At 64.7% G+C, this 24049-nt stretch carries 19 protein-coding genes; all 19 read left to right on the forward strand.

Annotation, left to right across the window (positions count from 1 at the left end):
- Window positions 1-6 precede the first annotated feature (6 nt).
- The 19 genes from GX515_04660 to GX515_04750 all read left to right on the forward strand — a co-directional run bounded on the left by GX515_04660 (window position 7) and on the right by GX515_04750 (window position 23676).
- Window positions 7-750 carry a hypothetical protein gene (locus tag GX515_04660; GenBank protein HHY32308.1) on the forward strand — a complete coding sequence of 248 codons (744 nt, stop codon included), beginning with the start codon at window positions 7-9 and terminating at the stop codon, window positions 748-750.
- A gap of 180 nt (window positions 751-930) precedes the next feature.
- Window positions 931-1608, forward strand: coding sequence for a hypothetical protein (locus tag GX515_04665; GenBank protein HHY32309.1), 678 nt, complete (start codon window positions 931-933; stop codon window positions 1606-1608).
- Between the two features lie 172 nt (window positions 1609-1780).
- On the forward strand, window positions 1781-4441 hold the full coding sequence (locus GX515_04670) for an ABC transporter permease (protein HHY32310.1): 2661 nt from the start codon (window positions 1781-1783) through the stop codon (window positions 4439-4441).
- A 23-nt stretch (window positions 4442-4464) separates the two neighbouring features.
- Entirely contained in the window at window positions 4465-5196 is a 732-nt protein-coding gene (locus GX515_04675; GenBank protein HHY32311.1) for an amino acid ABC transporter ATP-binding protein, read from the forward strand.
- A gap of 69 nt (window positions 5197-5265) precedes the next feature.
- Window positions 5266-6123, forward strand: a complete 858-nt coding sequence (gene lpxC / locus GX515_04680) for a UDP-3-O-[3-hydroxymyristoyl] N-acetylglucosamine deacetylase (GenBank protein ID HHY32312.1) — start codon at window positions 5266-5268, stop codon at window positions 6121-6123.
- A gap of 23 nt (window positions 6124-6146) precedes the next feature.
- Complete coding sequence (fabZ, locus tag GX515_04685; protein ID HHY32313.1) at window positions 6147-6695, forward strand: 3-hydroxyacyl-ACP dehydratase FabZ; 549 nt, start codon at window positions 6147-6149, stop codon at window positions 6693-6695.
- Entirely contained in the window at window positions 6692-7531 is an 840-nt protein-coding gene (lpxA, locus tag GX515_04690) for an acyl-ACP--UDP-N-acetylglucosamine O-acyltransferase (protein HHY32314.1), read from the forward strand. The genes fabZ and lpxA overlap by 4 nt, the downstream gene beginning before the upstream one ends.
- 45 nt (window positions 7532-7576) lie before the next feature.
- Entirely contained in the window at window positions 7577-8419 is an 843-nt protein-coding gene (locus GX515_04695) for an LpxI family protein (protein HHY32315.1), read from the forward strand.
- Window positions 8416-9564 (forward strand): lipid-A-disaccharide synthase, encoded by a 1149-nt coding sequence (gene lpxB, locus GX515_04700; GenBank protein ID HHY32316.1) that lies wholly within the window; start codon window positions 8416-8418, stop codon window positions 9562-9564. The genes GX515_04695 and lpxB overlap by 4 nt, the downstream gene beginning before the upstream one ends.
- The gene (locus GX515_04705) at window positions 9561-11021 is read left to right on the forward strand and encodes a hypothetical protein (GenBank protein HHY32317.1); all 1461 of its coding nucleotides are present in this window, start codon (window positions 9561-9563) and stop codon (window positions 11019-11021) included. Before lpxB ends, GX515_04705 begins: the two co-directional genes overlap by 4 nt.
- Complete coding sequence (locus GX515_04710; protein HHY32318.1) at window positions 11018-12781, forward strand: ABC transporter ATP-binding protein; 1764 nt, start codon at window positions 11018-11020, stop codon at window positions 12779-12781. The genes GX515_04705 and GX515_04710 overlap by 4 nt, the downstream gene beginning before the upstream one ends.
- 55 nt (window positions 12782-12836) lie before the next feature.
- Window positions 12837-13973, forward strand: coding sequence for an NDP-sugar synthase (locus tag GX515_04715; protein ID HHY32319.1), 1137 nt, complete (start codon window positions 12837-12839; stop codon window positions 13971-13973).
- Complete coding sequence (locus GX515_04720; GenBank protein ID HHY32320.1) at window positions 13967-14671, forward strand: LPS export ABC transporter periplasmic protein LptC; 705 nt, start codon at window positions 13967-13969, stop codon at window positions 14669-14671. The genes GX515_04715 and GX515_04720 overlap by 7 nt, the downstream gene beginning before the upstream one ends.
- Window positions 14668-15888, forward strand: coding sequence for a hypothetical protein (locus GX515_04725; protein ID HHY32321.1), 1221 nt, complete (start codon window positions 14668-14670; stop codon window positions 15886-15888). Before GX515_04720 ends, GX515_04725 begins: the two co-directional genes overlap by 4 nt.
- Window positions 15875-16672 (forward strand): hypothetical protein, encoded by a 798-nt coding sequence (locus tag GX515_04730; GenBank protein ID HHY32322.1) that lies wholly within the window; start codon window positions 15875-15877, stop codon window positions 16670-16672. The genes GX515_04725 and GX515_04730 overlap by 14 nt, the downstream gene beginning before the upstream one ends.
- A gap of 26 nt (window positions 16673-16698) precedes the next feature.
- A complete protein-coding gene (lptB, locus tag GX515_04735; protein HHY32323.1) occupies window positions 16699-17418 on the forward strand; it encodes an LPS export ABC transporter ATP-binding protein in 720 nt (239 codons plus the stop codon).
- Window positions 17415-18509 (forward strand): YjgP/YjgQ family permease, encoded by a 1095-nt coding sequence (locus GX515_04740; protein ID HHY32324.1) that lies wholly within the window; start codon window positions 17415-17417, stop codon window positions 18507-18509. The genes lptB and GX515_04740 overlap by 4 nt, the downstream gene beginning before the upstream one ends.
- 195 nt (window positions 18510-18704) lie before the next feature.
- Window positions 18705-20120, forward strand: a complete 1416-nt coding sequence (locus GX515_04745; protein ID HHY32325.1) for a DUF3084 domain-containing protein — start codon at window positions 18705-18707, stop codon at window positions 20118-20120.
- 856 nt (window positions 20121-20976) lie between these two features.
- On the forward strand, window positions 20977-23676 hold the full coding sequence (locus GX515_04750) for a hypothetical protein (GenBank protein ID HHY32326.1): 2700 nt from the start codon (window positions 20977-20979) through the stop codon (window positions 23674-23676).
- Window positions 23677-24049: the final 373 nt, after the last annotated feature.

The raw sequence follows: 24049 nt of genomic DNA on the forward strand, positions 1-24049 counted from the left end.
CCGCGGATGCGGGAGCGCCGACATCCTTATTGCGGGGAGGTGGGCGATACGTCCAGGGCTCTCAAGGCCGCTCTCATCTGCCTCGGCGTGGTCTGCTTGGCGAGCCTGGCGGCCATAGTGCTCAGGCCGGCGCCTCCGTCTCCGCCTTCTCCTCCGCCGTCCGCGGCCTCGTCCGACCTTCCCGGCGGCGGTCAGGGGTCCGACGCGGACGGCTCTCATCAAGGTTCCGGCTCGGGCTCTGCTCAGGGCAACGCGGGCGACGAGACCCAGCCGCCCGACCGTGCGCGCCTTCTGCACGGTCCCGGCATCGCTCTCGAACAAGGCCGCTTCGTCGGGAGGTCTGGCGGCGAGAAGCGTTGGGAGTTCGACGCCGACCAGGTGCTGGTGAGGGAAGGGGAGACCCGCGTGGTGGTGGAGAACATCCGAGACGGCGCGTTGTACGACCGAGGTCAGCCGTGGCTACGGTTTTCCGCGGCCCGCGGCGAGGCGGACACCGCTACGAATAACCTAAACCTAGTGCTGGAGGATGTCCGGTTCTCGTCGAAGGACGGTGACGTGCTCACAGCCCGTAAGCTCACGTGGTCCGAGAAAAGCGGGAAGGTGCTCATCGAAGGCGACATCCGGGTCCAGCGAGGCGAGGGCTCGGTGTTGCTGTGCGAAAGGGCGGAGTATCGTCCCGGGGACAACGTCCTGGAAACGATCGGCAGGACCACGGTGGAGATAGAGCTTTCGGGCGAAGACGCGCACTGAGGGGTGGGTGCGTGACAGCCCTAGGCTCCTCCTCCTCAGGGTTGCCGGTGTTGCCCTCCGGGGACGGCGCGCTTGCGGCGCGCCTCGTTCGAATTCGGCGCTTAAGACAGCCAAATTCTCCACGCCCCGTCGTGCAAGCACCGGCAACCCTACCACCATCGAGAAAGGAGACGAAGACTTATGGCGCCATACTTAGGCGACAAGGCGAAGCTCGTTTTCGCGACTGTCCTCGTCGGTGTGGCGGCGATATGCCTTCTGACGCAGGGCGTGTGGGCCGCCAAGGAGAAGGTGGTGGTGACCGCGGACAAGAGGGTCACCATCGATTTTGATGCTGACGTGACGGTCTTCGAGGGGAACGTGAAGATCGCGTACTCCGATGTGGTGATCTCGGCGGACCGGGCCGAGATCAAGGGGAGGAACACCGCCACCATAACCGGCAACGTCAAGCTCGTGCAGCAGGACATCACTCTCGAAGGCAAAGTGCTCACCGCGTACATCAGCGAGAAACGCGTGGTCGTCGAGGACGGCGTTACTCTGACCAAGAAAGAGGCGGCTCCCGGCGGCAAGGAGGACGTCGTGGTGACGTGCGGGCGGATGGAGCTTGACACGAACACGCGGGGATTTGTGGCCTCCGGAAACGTGGAGATGAAGCGGGGCGACACTCTCGCCCGGGGCGAGCGGGCGACCTACACCGAGAAAGACAAGCTCGCCATACTCGAGGGCAACGTGTTTGCAAAGGGTAAGAACGGAGAGACCGTGAACTGCGCAAGGCTGCTCTTCCGCACCGACCGGGACTACATAGAGGCACTGGACAAGGTCACTTTGGAATTCGAGGTTGAGGAAAAACAGAATCCCTGACAAGCCGCGCCGCCGGCAGCGCCACCTTTTCTGGCAAGGTCGCCCATAGCAGGCAGAACTTCGGCCCGTCCGCGTTCTAGCTGCTGTGTTATAATCGGGTAAGGCCGCTCGGGCTTCGTTCGGACCCGGGGGCCGGGCGGTCACGTGAGAGGCGAACGTGGGAGGCGGGCCCATGCTTGCGATGATAAGGGAGGGCTTCGGGAGGGATATCCTCGTCGCCCTTGTCGTCACGGTGCTCCTTGGCACCGCCTTATCCAGTGGCGTTGCCCGTGCCGTCGATACATACCTTGGTAGACAGGTCACCGGCGTTCTGGGAGACCTCGGCGAATACGATCTCATCCTGCATGTCAGGCAAGACGCCCACGACGCTGCAAGCGCCGAGATATCAAAGGTGCTCTCTTCGTCGTACAAGGGCGCCCGCGTCAAAGAAGGCCCCACAGTGATCGGTCGCGCCAACTTCTTCATTTCCCTTCCTGACAAGCTGCGTACCCGCGCGGGAATCGAGGGGCTCGCCCGCGCGCTCGGTGACGTGCCGGGAGCGAGCGGCGTGACCTTCATCATCGAGCCGCGGCTCAGCGTGTCCGGCATAGAGCCGGGGGCCTTTTCGTTTCTCATCGGCCAGGTGGAAAAGGTGCCGGGTGTGAGGTTCTGCTTTCGAGACGGGGGCAGCATAGCAGTGGTGCTCAACTCCGTGGCTGACGTCAGGCGAGTCTCCGACGCAGTTCAGCGCCTCCTGGATCGCTACCAAATCGTAGAAGTGAGGTTGCCCATCGGTCAGGAGGTTGAAGATTCCGCGGCCGCAGGACAAGCCTTCGCCCAAGACCTCAAAGCTCAGGCCGGGGCCGGTGCGACGCTTGCGCGTGACATCACGCGTCGCAGCGGGGGATCGGACCTTCAGGATCTCACGGCCACCCTGACAGAAATGAAGAGATTCCTCGAGTACTACGCGGCGAGGGTCACTATGACGCTCGCTTCCAAGGCGCCTCTCCACCCGGGTGACCTCGTTTTCCTCGAGGCGCCGCCCGCAGGGGCGCCCGGCGAGAGCGCTGCCTCCTCGTCTGCCGCAGGCGCGGACAAAGGCTCAGGCGAGCATGTGGGCGTGGTCGTCCAGGTCAAGGAGATCTCGGGCGGCACATCGGGCAGCACGGCGACGGGGATCGTGGTGGAGGGGGACACGAACACGCTGGGCTTCAAGCCGGTCCAGGAGCTGCCGGCACACGCGTCCGCGGCTGGCCCCACCACCATCGTGGATCGAGGGGACGCGTACCGCACACCGGCTCTTGCCGCGTACGTCGCGGACGCGACGGGACAGCCCCAGGCGCGCATCGGCACGGCTTACGTGACGAGCGAGAGCAAGAGGCTGGCATACATGGTGGACGAGAGCGTCCGGCTCCTTCACGAGCTGGAAACGTTCCGCGAGGATGCCTACCAGGCCTCGCTTTCAGCCCTCGACATACTAGGCATGTACGATAACACCGTCGGGCGACTCGTGAGTGTGCAGAGAGCCCTGGAAAAGGCCGAGGACGCCCTTGGCGCGTCCGGCGGTGGCACGCTGGGGTGGCAAGAGGCAGCCGCGGTCGAGAAAGCTATCAGCGACGCCATCGGCGCCGTGGACTCTCTAGAGTCGGCTCTGGGCAAGATTGGCTCGTTCGAGTCTCGGGCGAAGCAGGTTGTGTCCATGCTCTCGTCCGCGGGCGAGCTTCTCACGGAGGGCACCGGAACGGGCGATGGCGAGCTGCCGCCAACCGTGCGCGACAGGGTGGCCACGCTTCAGGCAGCTCTCGACCTCGCGGGCGTGAAGGCCGTCGAGAGGGCCAAGGTCATTGATGATCTCGTGCGCCGGGCGAACCCTGCCGCGCAGGAGCTTGCGAAGTGGAAGACCGCGCTTGCGGGCATCGCGGGCCGGGTGTCGGGCATACGAGCTCTCCTCGCGACCGGGCATGCCGGAACGGTCGTTTCCGACATGCTCGACGCCACGAACGCCGTCCTCGCGCAGCTCCAAGACATGGATGTAACAGGAATGCAGGAACAGATCCGTGAGGTCTCAAAGGACCTCGGGGCGGTGCGATCCATAGACACTGATGCCATAATCCGGGAGCTGGAATACATAAAGGAATCCTTGCCAAATCTAAAGGATGACGAGGTAGGACGGTCCATTCGCTTGATCGACCAGTACATAAGCGGCGAGGTCATACCCGGCGATAGCCTCCAGCTCTTGGTCGATCGCGGCGTGAGCCTGGAGGCGGCCCGGAATGCGGCGATCAAGAGATTCGGGCCCGGTGTGCGCGTGTACGTGAGTCCCGTCGGCGTGATCGAGCCCGGGGTGAGGAGTGAGGTGTACAGGGTCCTCCGAGAGGCGAGGTCCACTGTGGCGGCCCTTGTATCGATACTGTTCGTCCTTCTAGTCCTCATCCTGGATCACGCGGGCGTCGTGAGTGCCATCAGGGAGTTGCGGCGGGAGAGGGCGCAGCGTCCGAGCCGCCGGACGGCGGGGCGCGCCCGGGAAGCCTTGGCCCGCTTGTTTGATGCGGGCGCGGCCTACGCGACGCTCACGGGCGCGGCCATCCTCGTGCCGGTGTTCGTGGCGTCGGGTGCGCAGGTGCCGTATTTGAAGCTGTGGCATGTGGCGCTCATAGGCGGGGCGCTTGGGTACCTCGTATCCATTGAGAGCGGAAAGATCAGCCCCGCTCCCAGCGATGAGATCACCGCGGGCATCGCGATGGGCCTGACCTACACCCAGGTTATGCGCGAGATAGTGGTGCCGTCGTCGCGCCCGGGCATACTGACCCTGCTGAATCGCAGGAAGGTCATGCTTAAGGGGATGAGGAGATGAAGGCCCCCGCGGCGAGCGCGGCCATCCTGACCGTGGAAGGCCTTGTCAAGCAGTACGGAAAAACCCGCGCCCTCGCGGGCGTAAACCTTCGGGTCGCGCCAGGCGAGACGGTGGTGGTCACAGGCCCGAGCGGGTGCGGCAAGTCCACCCTCCTCCGGTGCATCGTGAGGCTCACCGAGCCGGACGCGGGGCGCATCACGTTCGAATCGCAGGATGTCGTGTCGCTGCCATACCGCGAGCTTCTGAAAGTCCGCCGGAAGATCGGTTTCGTGTTCCAGCGTTTCAACCTCATCGCGAGACTCTCCGCGCTCGACAACGTGGCGCTGCCGCTGGTTGGAGCGGGCGTAGCGGCAGACGAAGCCCGCGAGAGGGCCCGCCGGGCGCTCGAGCGCGTGGGGCTCTCCAGCGGCGTCGCGCTGCGAAGGCCAGCGGAGCTGTCGGGAGGGGAGGCCCAGCGCGTCGGGATAGCAAGGGCCCTTGCGACCGAGCCCGTCCTCATGCTGTGGGACGAGCCGACTGCGTCGCTTGACCCGATTCTCGTCGGAGAGGTGCTGGACGTCATGGAGGACCTGGCTAAAGCCGGAGACACCGCCATGGTCATCGTCACTCACGAGATGAGGTTCGCGCTTCGCGCGGCGGACCGGTTGGTATTGCTCGAGCACGGCGCGGTCGCGGAGGAAGGACGGCCTGAGGAGGTCTTCGCGGATCCGCGGTCAGAGATCGGCAGGAGGTACCGAAGGCTGCTTCAGCTCTGAATGTGACAAGAGGGAATCCGGCGCCGGTGTAGAACTATGGTGTTAACTTGCGAGGAGAGGTGACGCGGTTTGGCCGCGCGGCTGCTTGAACGCGAGACCACGGTGGCCAGGGCGGTGTCGTACCGCGGGCGAGGTCTTCACACAGGCAGGCCGTCCCGGGTGACGATCCGTCCCGCCCCGGCCGGCACCGGCATCGTTTTCGCCCGCTGCGACCTGCCGCGGCGTCACATGATCCCCGCACGCATAGATTTCGTCGGGACATCGCGCCGTGCCACTGGGCTTTCCTGCGACGGCGTGGGCGTGCTTACAGTGGAGCACATCCTCGCCGCGGTCCTCTGGGTGGGAGTGGACAACGCCCTTATAGAAGTGGAGGGGGAAGAGGTCCCGCTCGGGGACGGGAGCTCGCGCACGTTCGTGGAGCTCGTCGAGGAGGCGGGTATCGTCGAACTTGAGCGTGAGCGGAGGGCGCTGCGGGTCCGCACACCCGTGTGGGTAACCCGGGATGAGGCGTGCGCCATCGCGCTGCCGGTCGAGGACGACGTCCTCCGCGTGAGCTTCACGTTCGTCGCTGCAAAGCCGGGGATGCGGTCGGAGCACGTGCACTTCAATGAGGTGACTCCCGAGGTGTTCAAGCGCGACATCGCTCCCGCCCGCACCGTCGGGTTCCAGTGGGAGGTCGCGGCCCTCCGGGAAAAGGGGTTGGCGCTTGGAGTCGGCCAGGACGAGGCGGTCATAGTCGGCGAGAACGGGTACGTAGGCCATTCGAGGTTCCCGGATGAGGCCGCCCGCCACAAGGCCCTTGACCTTCTGGGCGACATTGCGCTCCTCGGCAGGGTTTCGGGGCATTTCATCGGGATCGGCTCTGGGCACGCGCTCAACCACGAGCTCGCAAGGGCGCTTTCCCGGGCGGCCGAGCGCGCGATGTGAGGGACAGGGGGCGCAAGCAGGTTATGATCGATTCAGTCGGGATTCAGGCGGTCCTGCCGCACAGATACCCATTCTTGCTGGTGGACCGCATCATCGAATTGGAGCAAGGCAAGCGCGCCGTAGGTGTCAAGAACGTGACCATCGGCGAGCCGTTCTTCCAGGGCCACTTCCCCGGGAACCCCGTGATGCCGGGAGTGCTCATCCTCGAGGCCATGGCACAGGTCGTAGCGTTCGCCGCGCTCGGTGTGGAAGGTGCGCGGGGCAAGACTCCCTATCTAGTGGCGGTGGACAAGGCCAAGTTCCGCCGGCCCGTCGTGCCCGGGGACCAGCTCCGGCTCGAGACCGAACTAGTGAGGGTGAGGCGCGATTCCGGCAGGGCTGCCTGCGCCGCTTTCGTCGATGGCAAGCTTGTCGCTGACGCTGAGATGACTTTCGCCCTCGTGGACGCCGCTGGCAGTGCCGTTGGCGGAGGGACTAATGGCGCCGGGAGCACCACGGGGAGCGCAAGCGGGACATGCGAAGGGGCCGAGACAAGCGAGGGGACACGCGAGCAAGAGGGGGCATCTCAATGAAAACCGCCCGTACACCCGGTTTCCGTGTTAGGAAGATCCATGAGACAGCCATCATCCATCCAACGGCCAAGATCGGGCAGGACGTGGTGATAGGGCCGTACTGCGTGATAGGTGAGGACGTGACCATAGGTGACGGGTGCAAGCTCGCGAGCCACGTGGTCATAGACGGGCCGACCACCATAGGGAAGAACTGCACGTTCTCGTCAGGGGCAAGGATCGGCGTGGAGCCGCAGGATTTCAAATACAACGGCGAGAGGACGACCCTTGTCATTGGCGACAACAACATCTTCCGCGAGTTCGTCACCGTGAGCCGCGGCACGGTCTCCGGCCACGGGGAGACGCGGATAGGTGACAACAACATGGTGATGTCCTACGGCCACATCGCCCACGATTGCCGCATCGGCAACCACACGATCATCACCGGGGGTGCAGCGCTCGCTGGCCATTGCACGCTCGAGGATCATGCCATCGTCGGTGGCATGGCCGGGGTGCACCAGTTCGTGAAGATCGGCAGGATGGCCATGATCGGCGGTATGGCCAAGGTGACCAAGGACGTGCCTCCATACATGCTGGTCGACGGGAACCCGGCCCGCGTGATCGGCGTGAACATCGTCGGCATGCGGAGGAATGGCACGCCGCCTGAGGTGCGTGACGCCGTGAGGCGTGCCTACAAGATCCTCTACGAGTCCGGCCTGAACCTTTCGCAGGCGATCGGCAGGATCGAGCAGGAGCTCGGCGGGAGCGAGGAGATCGCCCACCTCGTTCAATTCCTGAAGACCTCCGCACGGGGCGTTATCGCAGGCCACCCTCATGAATCCCACGCGACGCAAGGCTGAACGGGCCGATCCGGCACACCATCGCAAGAAGGGGTGGCAAGACAGGTGACCGCCGCAGGACAGCCCAGGCTCGGGCTCATCGCAGGCGAGGGGGAGCTCGCTGCGTCCGTCGCAAAGAGAGCTTCAGCCTTGGGTAAGGAAATCATCGTGGTATCCTTGACGGATACGCTCGATCCCTCCGTGAAGGACGTGGCCTCGAAGATCTACCACGTGGATCTCCGCGATGCGGCCTCCATCGCGACGATCCTTGCCAGGGAAGGCGTGACCGAGGCGGTCATGATAGGCAAAGTATGGAGGGCGGACGGGTTCCGCCGGCGCCGGGTGGCGCAAGCGGTCGAAGCGGTCACGGTTGGTCGGCGTTGCCGCACCGACGTCCAGATCCTTTTGGGGTTCGCGGAGAACCTGAGACAAGCGGGGATCGCCCTTGTGAGCCAGCTGCGCTACCTGGACGACGCGCTTGTGCAGGAGGGCGTCATGGGGCGCCGCATTCCGACCCCGGCGGAGTGGGGGGACGTCGAGTTTGGGGCCCTCGTGGCGAGGGCGGCGACGGAGGCCGGGATCGGCCAGGCTGTGGCGGTGAGAGACCGCGCTGTGGTGGCGGTGGAGGCGGCCGAAGGCACCGACGCCATGATACGGCGGGCGGGCAGGCTCGCTTCGGGGTGCGTCGTGGTGAAGGTGTCTTGGCCCGGCCAGGACGAGAGATTCGACCTCCCTGTGGTCGGGCCCGGCACGATCGAGGCCATGAAGAAGGCGCGCGCAAAGGTGCTCGCGTGCGAGGCCGGCAGGACCATAATGGTGAGGAAACGCGACGTCGTGGCCTCGGCGGATGAGGCCGGGATCGCCGTGGTTGGGGTGTCGCGGACAGGGATGAGAGGCGGAGCCGCTTGAAGGTAATGATCGTGGCCGGGGAGGCGTCCGGTGACTTGTACGGAGGCCACCTGGCCTCAAAGTTGAAGCTTTTGCGCCCCGACATCGATATGTTCGGTCTGGGCGGGAGGTTGATGCAGGCTGCCGGTGTGCGCCTGCTTTTCAACCCTACCGGGCTTTCGGCCGTTGGCCTTCTGGAAGCCGTGCGGAGTGCCGCTGCGCTGCGAGGTGTGCTCGGCGAGGCACGGCGTGCGCTCGCGGCGGAGAGGCCGTCGTGCGTGGTTTTCATCGACTTCCCCGAGTTCAACATGAGGCTCGCCGGGACCGCGGCCAGCCTCGGCATCAAGTCGGTGTACCTCTTTGCCCCGACGGCGTGGGCATGGCGGCGCGGTCGCGCCAACCGCGTGGCGAGGACAGTGACGAAGGTAGCATCGGTATTCCCGCTGGAGGCGCAGGTATACCGGGAGGCGGGTGCGCACGTGGAGTTCATAGGGCATCCGCTCCTCGATCTCGTGAGGCCCGCCACCGCCGCGGACCGGGCGGCCGCCAGGGCGGAGCTCGGCCTGGGATCGGCGCTCGGGTCTCGCGCGCCGGTGGTGGGCCTTCTCCCAGGGAGTCGCGCACAGGAGATAAGGCTCCTTCTCCCGCCGATCCTCGAGGCTGCGGCGAGGATCGCGGGCGCCAAACCCGGCGTTGCTTTCGTGCTGCCGCTCGCCGAGACCGTGCCCGAGCGCGCGGTGCGCGAGGCTGTTGAGGCGTCGGGCCTTCCCATCCAGATTGTGCGGGGGCGGGCGCACGAGTGCATGGCGGCTGCGGATGCGATCGTGGTCGCGTCGGGCACGGCCACCCTTGAGGCGACGATAGTTGGGACGCCAATGGTGGTGGTATACCGGGTATCGCGGTCCACCGCGCTTATCGGGAGGCTCGTCTTGAGGACGCCCTACATTTCCTGGCCCAACATCCTTGCGGGGCGACGCGCCGTCCCCGAGCTACTGCAAGACGAGGCGAACGGCGAAGCCATCGCCCACGAGGTCTTGAGGCTTCTTGACGATGCGTCGTGCGCGGGTGCGATGGTGGGTGAGCTTGCGAGGGCCCGCGCGGCGTTGGGGTCCCCGGGAGCGCTGGAACGCGCCGCGAGGTTGGTGGTGGAGGTGAGCGTCGGATGATGGCGCCTGGCGACGATCCCACGGACGCGGCCGGGTTCGCGGCCGGACGGCGCGCGGTGGTGGTCATCGTGGCCAACAGCCCTGGCGAGGTGTCGGGCTGGGCGACCCCCGTGGTGAGGAGCTTGCGCGCCTTGGAGGGGAAAGTCGCGCCGGCTTTCGACGGGCTCAGTTTGGTTGTTGTTCTGCCGCCGTGTCCCTTTGCGAGCGGGCGCGAGGCCGAGGTCGCGGGCGCCACGGCGGGAGTGGATGCTGTGGTGAGGCCGTCCGAGTACGTGAAGTACGCGCTTCTCGGCGTGGTTCCGAAAGGGCTGCGTCCCTTTCTGGGCAACCCCGGCATCGTTGTGCACCTGGGGGGTGACCCCATGCACTCCGCGATCCTTGCGAAGAGGCTGGCATACCCTGCCGTGCTCTATACCGACCGCACGGCGGGGTTCGTCGGGAGCTTCGCCCGCTTTATGGTGGAGGACGCGCGCGTCGAAAGCAAGCTTCAGCGGAAGGGCGTGCCTGCCGAGAAGATCGCGGTGGTCGGAAACCTCATGATAGACGCGGTCAGGGCAGGGGCCGCTCGGCAAGAGACAAGGGCCGCCCTCGCGGTGGAGGCTCACGCTCCGCTCGTGTGCCTGCTGCCCGGGAGCCGCAGGGTCCAGATATCCCGCATTATGCCGTTCTTCCTGAGGGTCGCAGAGATTGTAAAGAGGTTCCAGGATGACGCGGAGTTCATCGCGGTGTTGTCGCCGTATGTAACCCCCAGCATGGTCGGGGCGGCGCTGTCTGCCATCAGGGAGAGCCGGCCGAACCCGGACCCCGGGCAGGCGGGCGGCTCGGCCGGTCTGGCGGCCAGCGTGAAACCGGTGCCGCACAGCGGAACACCTGGGAGGCTCGAGGCTGCCGGCGGAAGGCTTGTGCCGGTCGGCGGGGCGTCGGAACCTGACTCTGAGATCGGGGCGCGACGCACATATGCCGTCCGCACGGACGAGGGGGTGACCGTCAGGCTGGTGGAAGACGGACGATATGACGCCATGGCCGCGTCCGACGTGGCTGTTACGTTGCCGGGCACCGTAACGGCCGAGCTTGCGTTTTTAGGAGTGCCGACCGTGGTGGCAGTCCCGATGAACCTGCCGGAAGAGGTGCCGCTTCCGGGGCTTGCAGGGGTTTTCGGGAGCATTCCCGGGGCAGGACGTTACCTGAAACGCGTGGTCGTGCCGCGCGCCCTTGAACGCATCGAGTTCGCCGCGATTCCCAATAAGCGCCAAAGACGGATGATCACCCCCGAGGTCCGCGGGGTCATCGGCGCTCAGGACGTGGCCATCCAGGTTTTGGAGCTATTGCAGGACGGGAAGGCGCGCGGTAGAATTGCTGTGGAATTGAGGCAGGCCATGGGCCAGCCCGGCGCATCAAATCGGGTGGCCGAGACTGTGCTCGAGACGTTGGTTTCGACTGGAGGTAGGCGCCGTTGACGGACGGCAGGAAAGGCCCCCTTGGAAGGCTCATAAGGACGATGTTGCCTTACGCCCACATCTTCGCGGGCGGGCTCGTTTGCACTGTCCTCGCGGGCCTTTCCAACCTTGTGATATACTGGGTGGTCAAGGAGCTGATAGATAGGGTTCTCTCAGGGCCCGACGTCGCCGCGCGTGCCTCCATGCTGAATCTCATAGTCCTCGGCATCCTGGTGCTGTTCTTTGTGAGGGGGATCGTTCTGTACGGCCAGGTCTACCTCATGGCGTTCGTCGGGCACAGGGTGGTCGCGGATCTCCGGGAGAGGATATACGGCCATCTCCAGCGCATGTCATTAGGGTTCCACGAAAGCCAGCGCCGCGGCGAGATGATATCGCGCGTCATGAACGACGTGGCCATTGTCCAGACGAGCGTGTCGTCGGGCATGGCCGAGCTCCTGTCGCAGGTGGTTGTGCTGGCGGGAACGGTGGGTTTCATGTTCTACCTCGATTGGAGGCTTTCAATCGTCACTCTTGCCATAATGCCGCTCGTCGCCGCGGTTGTCGGGAAGGCCGGCAACAGGCTCCGGCGCATAACCGGTCTCATCCAGAGCACCATCGCCGACGTCACCTCGGTGCTCCAGGAAACGCTCGCGGGCATCAGGATAGTCAAGGCGTTCACCATGGAGGCCCACGAGATGGAACGGTTCCGCCGCGAGAACGAGGGGAATTTCGCGGCCTCGCTCAAGGGGGCGCGGGTGAATGCAGCGGTCGGGCCCGTGGTGGAGTTCCTTGCGGTGATAGGGCTGGCTGTGGTGCTGTGGTACGGCGGGCGGCAGGTCATATCCGGCCGCCTCACCTTAGGAGAATTCATGGCGTTCCTCGGAGCGGTCGGGACGGCACCGACTCCCATAGGGCGCGTCTCTTCCGCTTACGGTTCTTTCCAACAAGCCCTTGGCGCCGCGGACCGCATCTTCAGCTTGCTCGATGAGGAGCCTGAGTTGGAGGACGCGCCGGGCGCGGTCGGGCTGCCCGCTGGTCTTTCAGGCCGCGTGGATTTCGAGGACGTGTACTTCGCTTACCGGCCGGACGAACCTGTTTTGCACGGCATCAACCTTACGGTCATGCCGGGCGAAGTAGTGGCCCTGGTTGGGCCGAGCGGCGCAGGCAAGACCACGCTCATCAACCTCATCCCGAGGTTCTACGATCCCTCGTCAGGGACCGTGCGCATCGACGGCCACGATCTGCGGCGAGTGAAGCTGTCGTCGCTCCGGCGGGTCATCGGCCTTGTGCCTCAAGAGACCGTCTTGTTCAGCGTGAGCGTGGCAGAGAACATCGCGTATGGCAAGCCGGGCGCGACCATGAAGGAGATCGTGGAGGCTGCGAAGCTTGCGAACGCACACGAATTCGTGATGCGGCTGCCCGACCGGTACGATACTCTCATAGGAGAGAGGGGTGCGACGCTCTCGGGCGGGGAACGCCAGAGAATCGCGATTGCCAGGGCGATTCTGCGGGACCCGCGGATCCTCATTCTGGACGAGGCCACATCGTCTTTGGATCCCGAGTCGGAGGTGCAGGTACAGGAGGCTCTCGCCCGGCTGCTCCGGAACAGGACGACCTTCATAATAGCACACCGGCTCTCGACAGTCCGCATGGCCGATAGGATCCTCGTGCTCGACGGCGGGAGGATCGTCGAGTCGGGCACCCACGACGAGCTCATGGCGCTTAACGGGGTCTACACGCGGCTTGCGTCGGCGAGGTTCGGCGAGGACCAGGTTGTCTAGGTGTGGCGCCACGAGTGCGAGTGAGGGAATCCAAGAGTCGGAGGTGCGTGGGGCGATGAAAGCCATGGTTATGGCGGCCGGTGTGGGCTCGCGCCTCGAGCCCTTGACGGTGAATGTCCCGAAGCCCATGGTGCCCGTGGCGACCCGGCCGGCCATGGAGCACATCCTCGCCCTCCTGAAGCGGCACGGCGTGACCGATGTCGTCGCGAACCTCTGGTATCTTCCGGAAGCCATCGAGTCCTACTTTGGTGACGGCACAGCGTTCGGGGTCACGCTCCGCTACTCACGCGAGCAAGAGCTCCGCGGCACGGCTGGCGGCGTCCTAGCAGCGAAGGACCTCCTTTGTCCGCCGGGCCGCGCCGAGGACGGCGGCACGTTTGTCCTCATCGCTGGCGACGCTCTTACGTCCGCCGATCTCTCGAGGCTCGTGGAGTTTCACCGCAAGAGGGGCGCGCTCGCAACCATAGGGCTCAAGCCGGTGGCCGATCCTTCGCGGTTCGGCGTCGTGGTGACGGACGACGAGGGGATGGTGCTGGCGTTCCAGGAGAAACCGCGCCCTGAGGAAGCCAAGAGCAACCTCGCCAACACGATGATCTACGTTTTCGAGCCGGAGATCTTCGACTACATTCCTCCGGAAGGCGCGCCCGATTTCGGCAGGGACATATTCCCCCGGTTGGTAAGGGAAGGCGCGCCCTTCTACGGTCTTCCAATCGATGAGTACTGGTGCGACATCGGGACGCTTGGTCAGTACCGCCTTGCCCACCGGGATGTGCTCGCGGGGCTCACTGGCATCGACATCCCGGGGACGGAAGTCTCGCGCGGCGTATGGGTGGGCGAGGGCGCTGAGATACACGCGGCCGCCGAGATCGAGGCGCCGGTGCTCATCGGGCGCGGCGCTAGGCTGAGCGGCGGGGTGAAGGTCGGCCCGTATAGCGTGATCGGCGACAACTGCGTTATTGAAGAAGGGGCGAGCGTTTTCCAGAGTGTCGTCTGGAACAACACTCGCGTGGGACGCGATGCCAGGTTGAAAGACTGTGTCGTTGGGAGCGAGTGCTACCTCAAGCCCGGGGCGTCCTTGGGGGAGGGCGTGGTGCTGAGCGACGAGTGCATCGTGGAAGAGGGCGGCGTCGTCAAGAGGAACGTCAAGATCTGGCCGCGGAAGACCGTGAAGAAGAGGGTGGCCGTGTGGTGATCGGGGCGGCTGGGCACCTTCGTCCCCGGCGCGGGCCCGGCAGGGAGGGCGGCGGCAAGCCTGCGCCTGCCCTCGTGATGTTGATTCTTGCGGTGTTAGCCACCGCCATAGCGGCCACGGTGTGCGTCCGGCTCTACGTCAAGCCTGTTCCCGCAAACGAGGGAAGTGTGTCGCAGGAGTCCCCGGGCGATTCCGCGCCCGCCCAGCAGGCGACGGCGGGCGATGCCCAAGCCGGGGCCCAGGCCCGTGGTTCTCTCCCAGGGGCAAGCATGGTCTTGGAGGGCACGAGGATAGTCGTTCCGAGCCCGTCCGGCGCACCCGAGTGGGAGTTCTCCGCCGGCACGATAGAGATAGCGGAAGAACGCAGGATGGCGAGGCTAGCCGACGTAGAAGGCGCGCGGTACGTGGATGGTGCCGCCGAGACGCGCGTGCGGGCACGGGCCCTCACTGTGGACCTTGCCTCGGGAAGGCTCGAGTTCGAAGGGGTCATCGAGGTCTCGTCCAAGAGCGGGGCGGTCTTCTCGGCCCGGAGGGCCACTTGGGAGCCGGGGGCGTCGAGATTTGCTGCATCCGGTGAAGTCACGTTCTCGGACGGGCGCTCAACCATGACCGGCGATGCCCTTGAGGCAGACGCCGCGCTCAAGGAGGCCGTCATGAAAGGAAGCGTTAGATTCAGCACCGTGGTGAGCCGGGGATGACAACTGTGCTCGTGCTGAGCAACGGACACGGTGAGGACGTCATAGGGGCCATGATCGCTCAGGAGGTGCGGGCTCTTCGCCCGTCCCTGAATGTGGTGGGCTTCCCCCTCGTCGGCCTCGGCAAGCCCTACCGCGACGCCCGCATCAAGATAGTGGGGGTCCAGAAATCCATGCCGAGCGGCGGGTTTGCAAAGCACGGGGTGGGCCTCTTCCTCCGGGACATACGAGCAGGGCTGGTCGGCCTCACCGCAAGTCAGATCCGGCACCTGCGAGCGTGCGCGTCCCAGGTGAGCCTCGTCGTCAGCGTGGGAGATGCGTACCCGCTCCTCCTGGCCGGCCTTTTCGTGAGGCGGCCCATACTCTGCCTTTCCACAGCGAAGTCAGAGTACATCCACGGGCACTACGGCGTCGAGACGTGGCTCATGCGCAAGCTGGCCGGGCTGGTCCTCGCTCGCGACGAGAAGACCGCTCTGGCCCTCGCTGCGGCGGGGGTCAAGGCCGGGTTCGCCGGGAACGTGATGATGGATGGCTTCTCCATCACCGGCGAGAACTTCGGGCTTACGCTGGAGAGGAAGGTCGTGGGCATACTGCCGGGGTCGCGTCAAGAGGCGTATCGCAACATGGTCGCTGTCCTGGAGGTCGTCCGGCGTCTCGCGGCCGCCACGGATAACGGCCTTGACTTCGTTGCGGGCCTTGCCCCCAGCCTGAACGGGAGGCTTATGGCCCAGACCTTGGAGAAGGCCGGTTGGCGCTGTGTCCGGGGCGATGCCGCCGACTTCGAATCGGGCATCATCGCGCGAGTCTATCCCGAAGGACTCAACGAGCCTTGCGTCATTTTGACCCAGGGACGGTTCGGCGACGTGCTCAACGTGAGCAACATCGTCATAGGTCTCTCGGGCACCGGCAACGAGCAGGCCGCCGGCCTCGGGCGCCCGGTTGTGGCGTTCCCCACGGACGGTCCGCAGTTCAACGTGAGATTTGCCAGGGCACAGAAGCGGCTCCTCGGTGACGCGCTGGTGCTTGTGGAGGAAGGTGGTGCCGATGCCGTGGCGCGCGAGGTCCTGGCCATACTGGCGGATTCCGCCCGCATCGCGAAGATGCGCAGGGCCGGGCACGAAAGGATGGGCGAGCAGGGCGCAGCCACGCGGACGGCGAAGATAATCGTGAACTACCTGGATACTGGGCGCTGGGAGGGCTGTAACCTTGAGGAAGAGTGATGCTCGCGCCGACGCTCGCACCGATGTTCGCGCCGGCTTGAGTGCGCGACATGCCAGAAAGAGGTTTGCGGGCGGCATCGCCGCTGCGGTCGCGGCGGCTGTGTGCGTGGTGCTGTTCGGGTGGGTGGCCGTGGTCGCTGCAGGTTTCATGTTCCGGAGCGGGTCGTCGGTGGCCTTGGCTCAGGCCCAGGCTCAAGCACAGGCGCAGGCACAGGCCTCCGCCCAGGCCCAGGCGTCTTCGAAAACCGGTGCGGCCGGCGCCAATGGCACTGACGGCGAGTCCCTCGAGATGACGGCTGAAGAGGTGCGGTATCAAGGCAAGGATCGGGTCACCGTGGCCGAGGGCAAGGTCGTCGTCGCATACAAATCCTTCAGGATCACGGGAGACTACGCCGAGTATGACGACCGGGTGCCCTGCGTGCGGGTGAAGGGCAAGGACAAAGCCAAGTTCGAGGACACCAAGGAGAAAACCGTGCTTAGCGCGGTCGAGCTAGTGTTTTATCCCAACGAGGAGAAGGTGGACGCATCCGGCGGCGTGACCGTGAGCTACCAGGACGGCCGCGTGCAGGCCTCCGGCGATCGCGTCTCCTACCTCGGAAGGGAGAAGAAAGGCATCGTGACGGGGAACGCCCGGGTTGAAATGGGCCGCAAGGTGTTCACGGCAGCCTCCATTACCGTGCTTTTCGCGGACGAAACCGTCGTCGCCACGGGCGGCACGCGTACTGTCATCCCCGGTGAAGAAATAACGTCCCCCAATGCCTCGAGCTCAAGTGCGGCGCGCTAAATGGGGGTGCATTTGGAGGGTGTGGAGTGTCCATTATCTGCCAGGACCTCGTGAAATCCTATGGCCGGCGCAAGGTGGTTCAAGGCGTAAGCCTCGAAGTCAAGCAGGGGGAAGTGGTGGGGCTTCTCGGGCCTAACGGTGCGGGCAAGACCACCACGTTCTATATGATCGTGGGCTTGGAGGCCGTGCGTGAGGGCGCCATCACCTTGGCCGGCCGCGACATAACGCGGCTTCCAATGCACCAGAGGGCGAGGCTGGGCCTGGGTTATCTCGCGCAGGAGCCGTCCATTTTCAGGAAGCTCACGGTCGAGGAGAACATCCTTGCCGTGCTTGAACTCATGCGGCTTGCGCCAGCGGCGCGGCGCACCCTTCTCGAGGAACTCCTCGACCAACTCGCCATCGGGCACCTTCGCAGGCAAATGGGGTACACGCTCTCCGGCGGCGAGCGGCGGCGCGTCGAGATAGCGCGGGTCCTCGCCGCATCGCCCAAGTTCATCCTGCTCGACGAGCCCTTCACGGGTGTTGATCCCATTGCGGTTGCGGACATTCAAGAGATCATCGCGAGATTCCGGCAGCAGGGGCTCGGAGTGCTCATCACCGACCACAACGTCCGCGACACCTTGTCCATTGTGGACCGTGCTTACATCATGCACCAGGGCAAGATCTTGGTGTCCGGGGATGCAGCAACAATCGCGGATGATCCTGTGGCGCGCAAATTCTACCTTGGGGAGCGGTTTACGCTTTGATCGCGCTAAGGCCGAAGATGCTCGAGCGATACATATACAGGGAGCTCCTCGGTCCCTTTTTCTTCTCGGTTGCGGCCTTCACCCTCATAATGGTGGCGGGGGATCTCCTTTTCGAGCTCGCGCGGCTGCTCGTGGACGGCGAGGTAGGTGTGGGGACAGCCCTGCTCGTCTTCGCGCTAGGCCTGCCCAGGGTCATGGTCCTCGTCCTGCCGATGTCCACTCTCTTGGGGACGCTCCTTTGCTACAGCCGCCTCTCCGCCGGGAGCGAGGTCGTGGCGATGCGGGCCGCGGGCATGAGCCTCCAGCGGCTGATGGCCCCGGCGGTCGTGTTGGGCGTGGCCGTGAGCCTTGTCACGGTGGGTCTGAACGAAACGGTGGTCCCTGCGGCGAACCGCAGGTCCGAGGAGATCATGTGGGAGATCGGGCGGCGCGGGAACCCGTTCCTTCAGAGCAACGCCGTCATAAAGGAGTTCGAGAACGGGGCCCTCGCGAGGCTCATATATGCGGATTCGTACGATGCCCGGGAGAACACGTTCAAGAATGTCACCGTCCAGGAGTTCGAGAACGGCAAGCTTGCCCGGATCACCGAGGCGGCGCGCGCCAAGTGGGAGGATGCCGGGTGGTGGTTCGAGAACGGGGTGGTGTATACTGTCTTGGACGGAGACAGGGTCGCCTCGGTGAGGTTCGCCCGGCAGGAGGCCCAGATCGCGCACAGGCCGTCCGAGGTCGCGAGGGGCTCGCTTACGCCCGAGGAGATGTCAGCGAAAGAACTTGGCGAGTACATCCGTGACCTCTCGGCACAGGGGGTTGGTGTCGCGCGCCTCCTGGTGCAGCTGTACCTGAAGTTTGCCATTCCCTTTGCCAGCTTGGTCTTCGGGCTCGTGGGGGCGCCGCTCGGGGTGAGGACGCACAGGGCTTCGACGTCGCTGGGCTTCGGGATGAGCATACTCATCATCTTTGTCTACTATGTTATAATGAGCTTGAGTTGCGCTGTGGCGGAGCGCGGCAGCGTGCCGCCGCTGCTTGGAGCGTGGTTCTCGAACATGGTCTTCGGGGCGTGCGGTGCCTTGATGATCGCGCGCAAGTCCTGAGACGCCTGCGGTGGATCCCCTGACATTCCTGGCCCTTTCGGGCCTCTCCGGGCCGTTCCGGGGCTTTCCCGGCTGCCTCGGGGCAGCTGGGACGGATCGGATGAGGTGTGCCACAGGCCCACTCCGAGCCCCAGCCTCAGCCTGCTGGCTTAGTGTCCTTCCGCGCAGGCGGCACGGGCGTTTAGGAGGTACGAAGTGTACGGTCTTACGTTAGTACTTATGCTAGTCGTCGTCGGCGGGGTCATCGCCTTCGTAGGCGACCGCATCGGCATGAAGGTCGGCCGCAGGAGGCTCAGCATCTTCGGCCTACGGCCGAAGCACACCTCGATGATCGTCACGGTGATAACCGGGATGGTCGTATCCACCACGTCCATTTTGGTCATGAGCGTCGTCTCCAAAGACGTGCGGACCGCACTTTTCAACATGCATGAGATCCAGGCCGCGCTCGCCACGACCAGGCAGGAGCTTGCGTCGGCGGTGACGCGGCTTTCCACTCAACAACAGGAGCTTGCGGCGAGAGAGAAGAGGGTGGGCGAGCTTCAGGCACAGATCGAGACTCTTACCAGCGAGATCGACCAGCTTTCAGCGGCGGCGAAGACCAAGGCCAAGGAGTACGAGATGCTCACGGCGAGGAATGAAACGCTCGCTGCCGAGCTCGAGCAGGTGAAAAAGGAGCGAGTCAAGGCCGAGAACGACCTGGCCCAGGTGCAGAGCGAGCTTGCGGAGATGCAGAAGCAGTATCAGAACATGAAGGCCCAGCTGGGCGAGACCAAAACGAGCTATGCCCAGGCCCAGGGTCAGCTGGACGAGGCCAACAAACGCATCGTGGCGCTCCAGAACACCGAGAGGGACCTCAAGCAGACCATATCTCAGCTCGACGCGGAAAAACAGAAGCTCGAAGACGAGAGCCGCGCTCTCGAGACACGCATACGCGATCTCACCCAGGGGGCGAACGTGCTGTACTCGTATCTGCAGGGCATGTCGCAGTATCTTGAGGGGCTCCAACTCTCGGACATCACGTACAGGGCGGACGAGATCATTCTCGCGACGGTGATCGAGGGCTCGAGGCCTATCGAGGACATACGCCGCGACGTGGCCGCCTTCCTGCAAAAGGCCGACAGCCTGGCGCTGGCGAGACACGCGAAGATCGAGGGAAGCGAGAACGAGGCCATCATCTTCTTCACGGATAACCTCGAGAACACCGCGCAGAGGATCGCCGCGGCCAAGGGGCCGGTGGTCGTGCGCCTGGTTTCAGCAACCAACGCCTTTGTCGGCCAGCCTGTCTATGCTTACCTGCAGTTCTTTGAGAACAAGCTCATCTTCAAGCAGGGCCAGGTCGTAGCCGAACGAGAGATAGACGGGTCGGCTGGCGCCAACGCTGTTCAGGACGAGCTCATGACCCTCCTAATGGCCGCGAACGACGAGGCCACGAAACGAGGCATGGTGACCGACGCCGAGGGGAGGGTCGGCGAGGCTCCTCTCTCAGAGTTCAACGCCGCCGCTTCCAAGATCCTCGAAGCCGGGCGCAAGGTGCGCGTTCTGGCTGTCGCGGCGCAGGACACCTGGAACACCAAGCCCCCGCTCAAGGTCGCGTTCCAGGTGGTGCAATAGGCGGCACAGACCCGGCAGATCCAGGCAGACCCACAGGGATGGCAGTCCAAGAGGTGACCCGGGTCGTCCGGAGACCGGGGCCACTCCCGGGGCGGGCTATCCCGGTGCCATTTGTACGCCTGATGCAGGGCTCCGCTCATGCAGGTGGATGCAGCTGGACCCGCCACGCCATGCCATGCCTACCGCCGTGCCTACTGTTCCCACGTCCACCCTACCGATGCCGATATGCGTTCTCTCCTCGCCGGCGCGTGCCAGGCCAGCGGGCACCGGACTCATGTCATTCATGTCGCTGGTTCTTCCCTGGTTCTTCCGCCCGGCCCATCCAACCCCTCCATACCCCAAGGATGCCTTTCCTTCCACCAACCCACATCGCGAGCCATAGCTCTCGCGGGCAGGATTATGTAAACCAGTGGAGAAATGCATCTGCAGTAGTTCGAGGGTAGCCCTATGGCTCAGGTGACCCGATGGCTCAAGTCCAGTGACTCGGGGGTAACCGGGTAACTCAAGTGGCTGGATGGCCCAAACCGCAGTAGTTCGGCGTAGAAGATGCCAGAGCCTGGGTAGCGACCCGAGGGCTTGAGTTCGTAACGATTCGACGCGTAACGATTCGAGCGGCGCACCGTCACCAACGTACCATCATTCGCAGCAATGGTTACAGTCTTTTGCCCCGCCGGCAATCCGGGCGAGAAGGAGGTGCCCCCTACGAAAGCCCAGCATCGGGCGGTGGCAAAAGGGCCCGTGGTCCGAAACACGTGCGGCCTGACCGATGAGAGGAAACAAGGAGACTCTCGTTGTGGAAGCCGCCTTGTGTTGCGGGAAGGGCCTTCTTCACGCAAATTCAAGGGGGTATTGGATGATGAAGAGATACATGGCAGCGATCATCGCAGTCGTCGTAGCATTAGCTCTGGCGCTGCCCGTCATGGCCAATCCCTTCGCCGACGTCCCGGAGAACCACTGGGCATACGAGGCTGTGAAACAGCTTGCAGCTGCTGGCCTCGTGCAAGGCTTTCCGGACGGCACGTTCAAGGGTTCCGAGGGAATGACCAGGTACCAAATGGCCATGGTGGTCGCTCGTCTTCTGTCAGATCTGGACGCGCAGATCAGGGACGCCATCCAGCAGGCGAAGGACGAAGCGACAATTCAGGAGGCGCAGCAGCAAGAGGCGATCAACAAGGCCATAGATGAGGCCAAGATGCAGGCTGTGGACATGTCCAAGGCCGCAGCCCAGGAGATAGCGCAGGCTGCCGCCGAGGAGGCGGCGAAGGCCGCCGCGGAGCAAGCGGCACAGGGCGCGGCTGAGCAGGCGCGCAAAGCCGCGGAGGAAGCCATACAGGCGCACGCGGCCGCGCAGGCCAAGGCGAACGCCGAGGCCCAGGCCCAGGCGGGAGCCCAGGCCCAACCCGAGCAGGCCCAGCCTGCACAGCCCGCACAGCCGGCAGAGGCGGCCGCACAGCAGGCCCAGCCGGGGCAGAGTCAGTCCCAGCCGGTGGTAGTCGAGAAACCCATCATCGAGAAGATCATTGAGCAGCATATCGTCGAGAAGGAAGGCTCGGTGGACCAGGCGACCCTCGACGCGCGAGTGGCTGAGACCATCGCAGTGATCGAGGCTCTCAAGACCGAGTTCAACCAGGAGCTGAGCGCGCTCGGCGTGCGCGTGACGGCCCTCGAGGACCAGCTTGCGCTGGTGAACTCGAAGATTGAGGATGTTAACCAGGTGACCGCGCAGCTATCCTCGAAGCTGGCGAAGACCGCTTCAGACCTCGAAGCGCATATCGCCGGCCACGAAAAAGTCCGCATCTCCGGCGACAGCGCGGTCAGGTTCAACGATGTGGACATCTCGGGCAGCGGAACGCCGTGGCTCGATCCCTTCAATCCGGAGAACAACGATGCGGCTGAGAACGCGTCCAGCACTGACTACGTGTTTGCTCCGACGAGCGAGTTCAGCCACGAGCTGAACTTGAAACTCACGGCGAACGTGGCGGACGGCGTCGTAGCTGAGGCCGGCCTTGCCGCCATGACGAACATCTTCGGCGGCGGTTGGGACAACAACGCGTTCCAGCTCAAAGACAACGGTCTCTACCTCGACATCGTAACCCCGGGCATCCTGCGCCACGTGCACGTTGGCAACGTGGCGGAGCCTGCCGGGACGTTCAGCGACCTCACTCTGCAGGGCCACCTGCTTCGCGATGACGATGGCGTCCCGATTTACGAAGGGGCGCTGGCTGAAATGGCTTACGGCCGTTTGAACGCCACCGGTCTTGTGTGGAGGCTGCAGGCTCCGGTCACTGACGCGGGCAGCGCCGCTTACGCCAGGTACGCGGCGGCGGTCGACGCGAAGCTGTCGCTCACCGACAACCTCATCATCGGAGCGACCTACGTGACCGCATTCGACGATGAGAAATCGATCGCGAACGGTCCTGCGACCGTGGACAGGGACAGTGTTGCCGCAGTGAACGCCAAAGCCAACCTCGCGCTCGGGTGGAGCGCGTCAGCCGAATTCGCGCGGCACATCGACGGGAGCGGAGCCCAGCACACCGCTGCTGACATGAGTCTCGACGGCCGCCTCGGTCCGGTTCAGCTCGGCGCGGCCTACACGAGGGTCGAGGCCGGGTACCAGCCCGAGTTCGTCGAAGTACCGTACGACTCCACCGAGGACCGCGGAATAGACAACAACGTGAAGACAGTGTCCGTCCAAGCCAGCCTGCCGCTCGCCGTGGTCGGCGGCCAGCTCACGCTGACCGGCGGATACGAGAAGACCGGGAACGCGAACTGGGTGCCTGAACCCGGCGACGACGGCAAGGACGTGGTGGCCACGCAGTCGGCCGGTGTGAAGTTCGAAAGGAACCTCTTGGGTGCCGACGTGGCGGCAGGGGTCGACGTAGCTCTCGCGCATCGGGATAGCGCGAAGCCTAACCCGATCGTCAACTCGCTGGAGATAGCGAGGTCCATCTCGGCGACCTACGCTCCGCTGTCGGCTGAATACTCCGTCACCGACGTGCGGGACTTCGACGCAAAGACGCCTGTGTCCAAGGAGACGGTCCTGGACCTCGGGTTTGCGCACAACCTGACGCCTGCCATCGCGCTCCGCGGCGGGTATAAGTCCTACAACATGGACGTTCAGGACGCCAGGAGCACGGCGGTCCCTGAGGCGTACACCGTCAAGACGGCTGGCGTGGACCTCGGTTTCGACGTCACGACCGTGACGAAGCTCACCGGTTCGTGGGAGTACAAGCGCGTGGATTACAGCGACGCGACCCCGTGGACCGAGGACAGCACGGAGATTGAGGGCGTCAAGACCACGGCAAAGGCCGGGATCGAGAGCCAGGTGACGCCGAATACCAAGCTCACGGGCGAGGTCAGCATGGCCTCCGGTTCTGTGAAGGATCCCGGTGTGGACGGGCGGATGCTTGCCGGCGAGATCGGGCTTGCTCACCACATCGCGGAGAACACCGATCTCGAGCTGGGCTACAAGGCCGTGTCGTACACCGCCAACGACGATCCCGCCAATAGCTACAGGTCCAACGTCGCCACCGCGTCGCTCGTCGTGAAGTTCTAAGGGTAAGGGCGACGCCTAGCGGCGCAGGCAGCACGAAACGCATGAAGCGCAGGCGCGCGAAGCGCAAGCGGACGTCCGCACGGGCCGTGCGCGGGTGCGCCGGGAGCGCCGCGGGTGGTTCACTGGTGAAGAGGCCGCAGGCCGGGGATAACCCCGGCCTGCGGCTCTTTTCTTCTCTTCTATCTGCTGTGTTCTGGCGCCGCGTCTCGGCTGGCCCCGGGGGAATCCCCCGGGGCATTTTCATATACTCTAGCGGACGGCTGATATGCGAGCCCGGCGGAGGCGGGCGGGGCGGGTGGGTGTCAGGTCCATCCTCTTGAAGGAAAAACAGGACCGCGCGGCGAATGATGCCATGAAATGCCTGCAAGGCGGC

This window comes from Bacillota bacterium (genome assembly GCA_012842395.1).
Taxonomy (GTDB): Bacteria; Bacillota; SHA-98; order UBA4971; family UBA4971; genus UBA6256.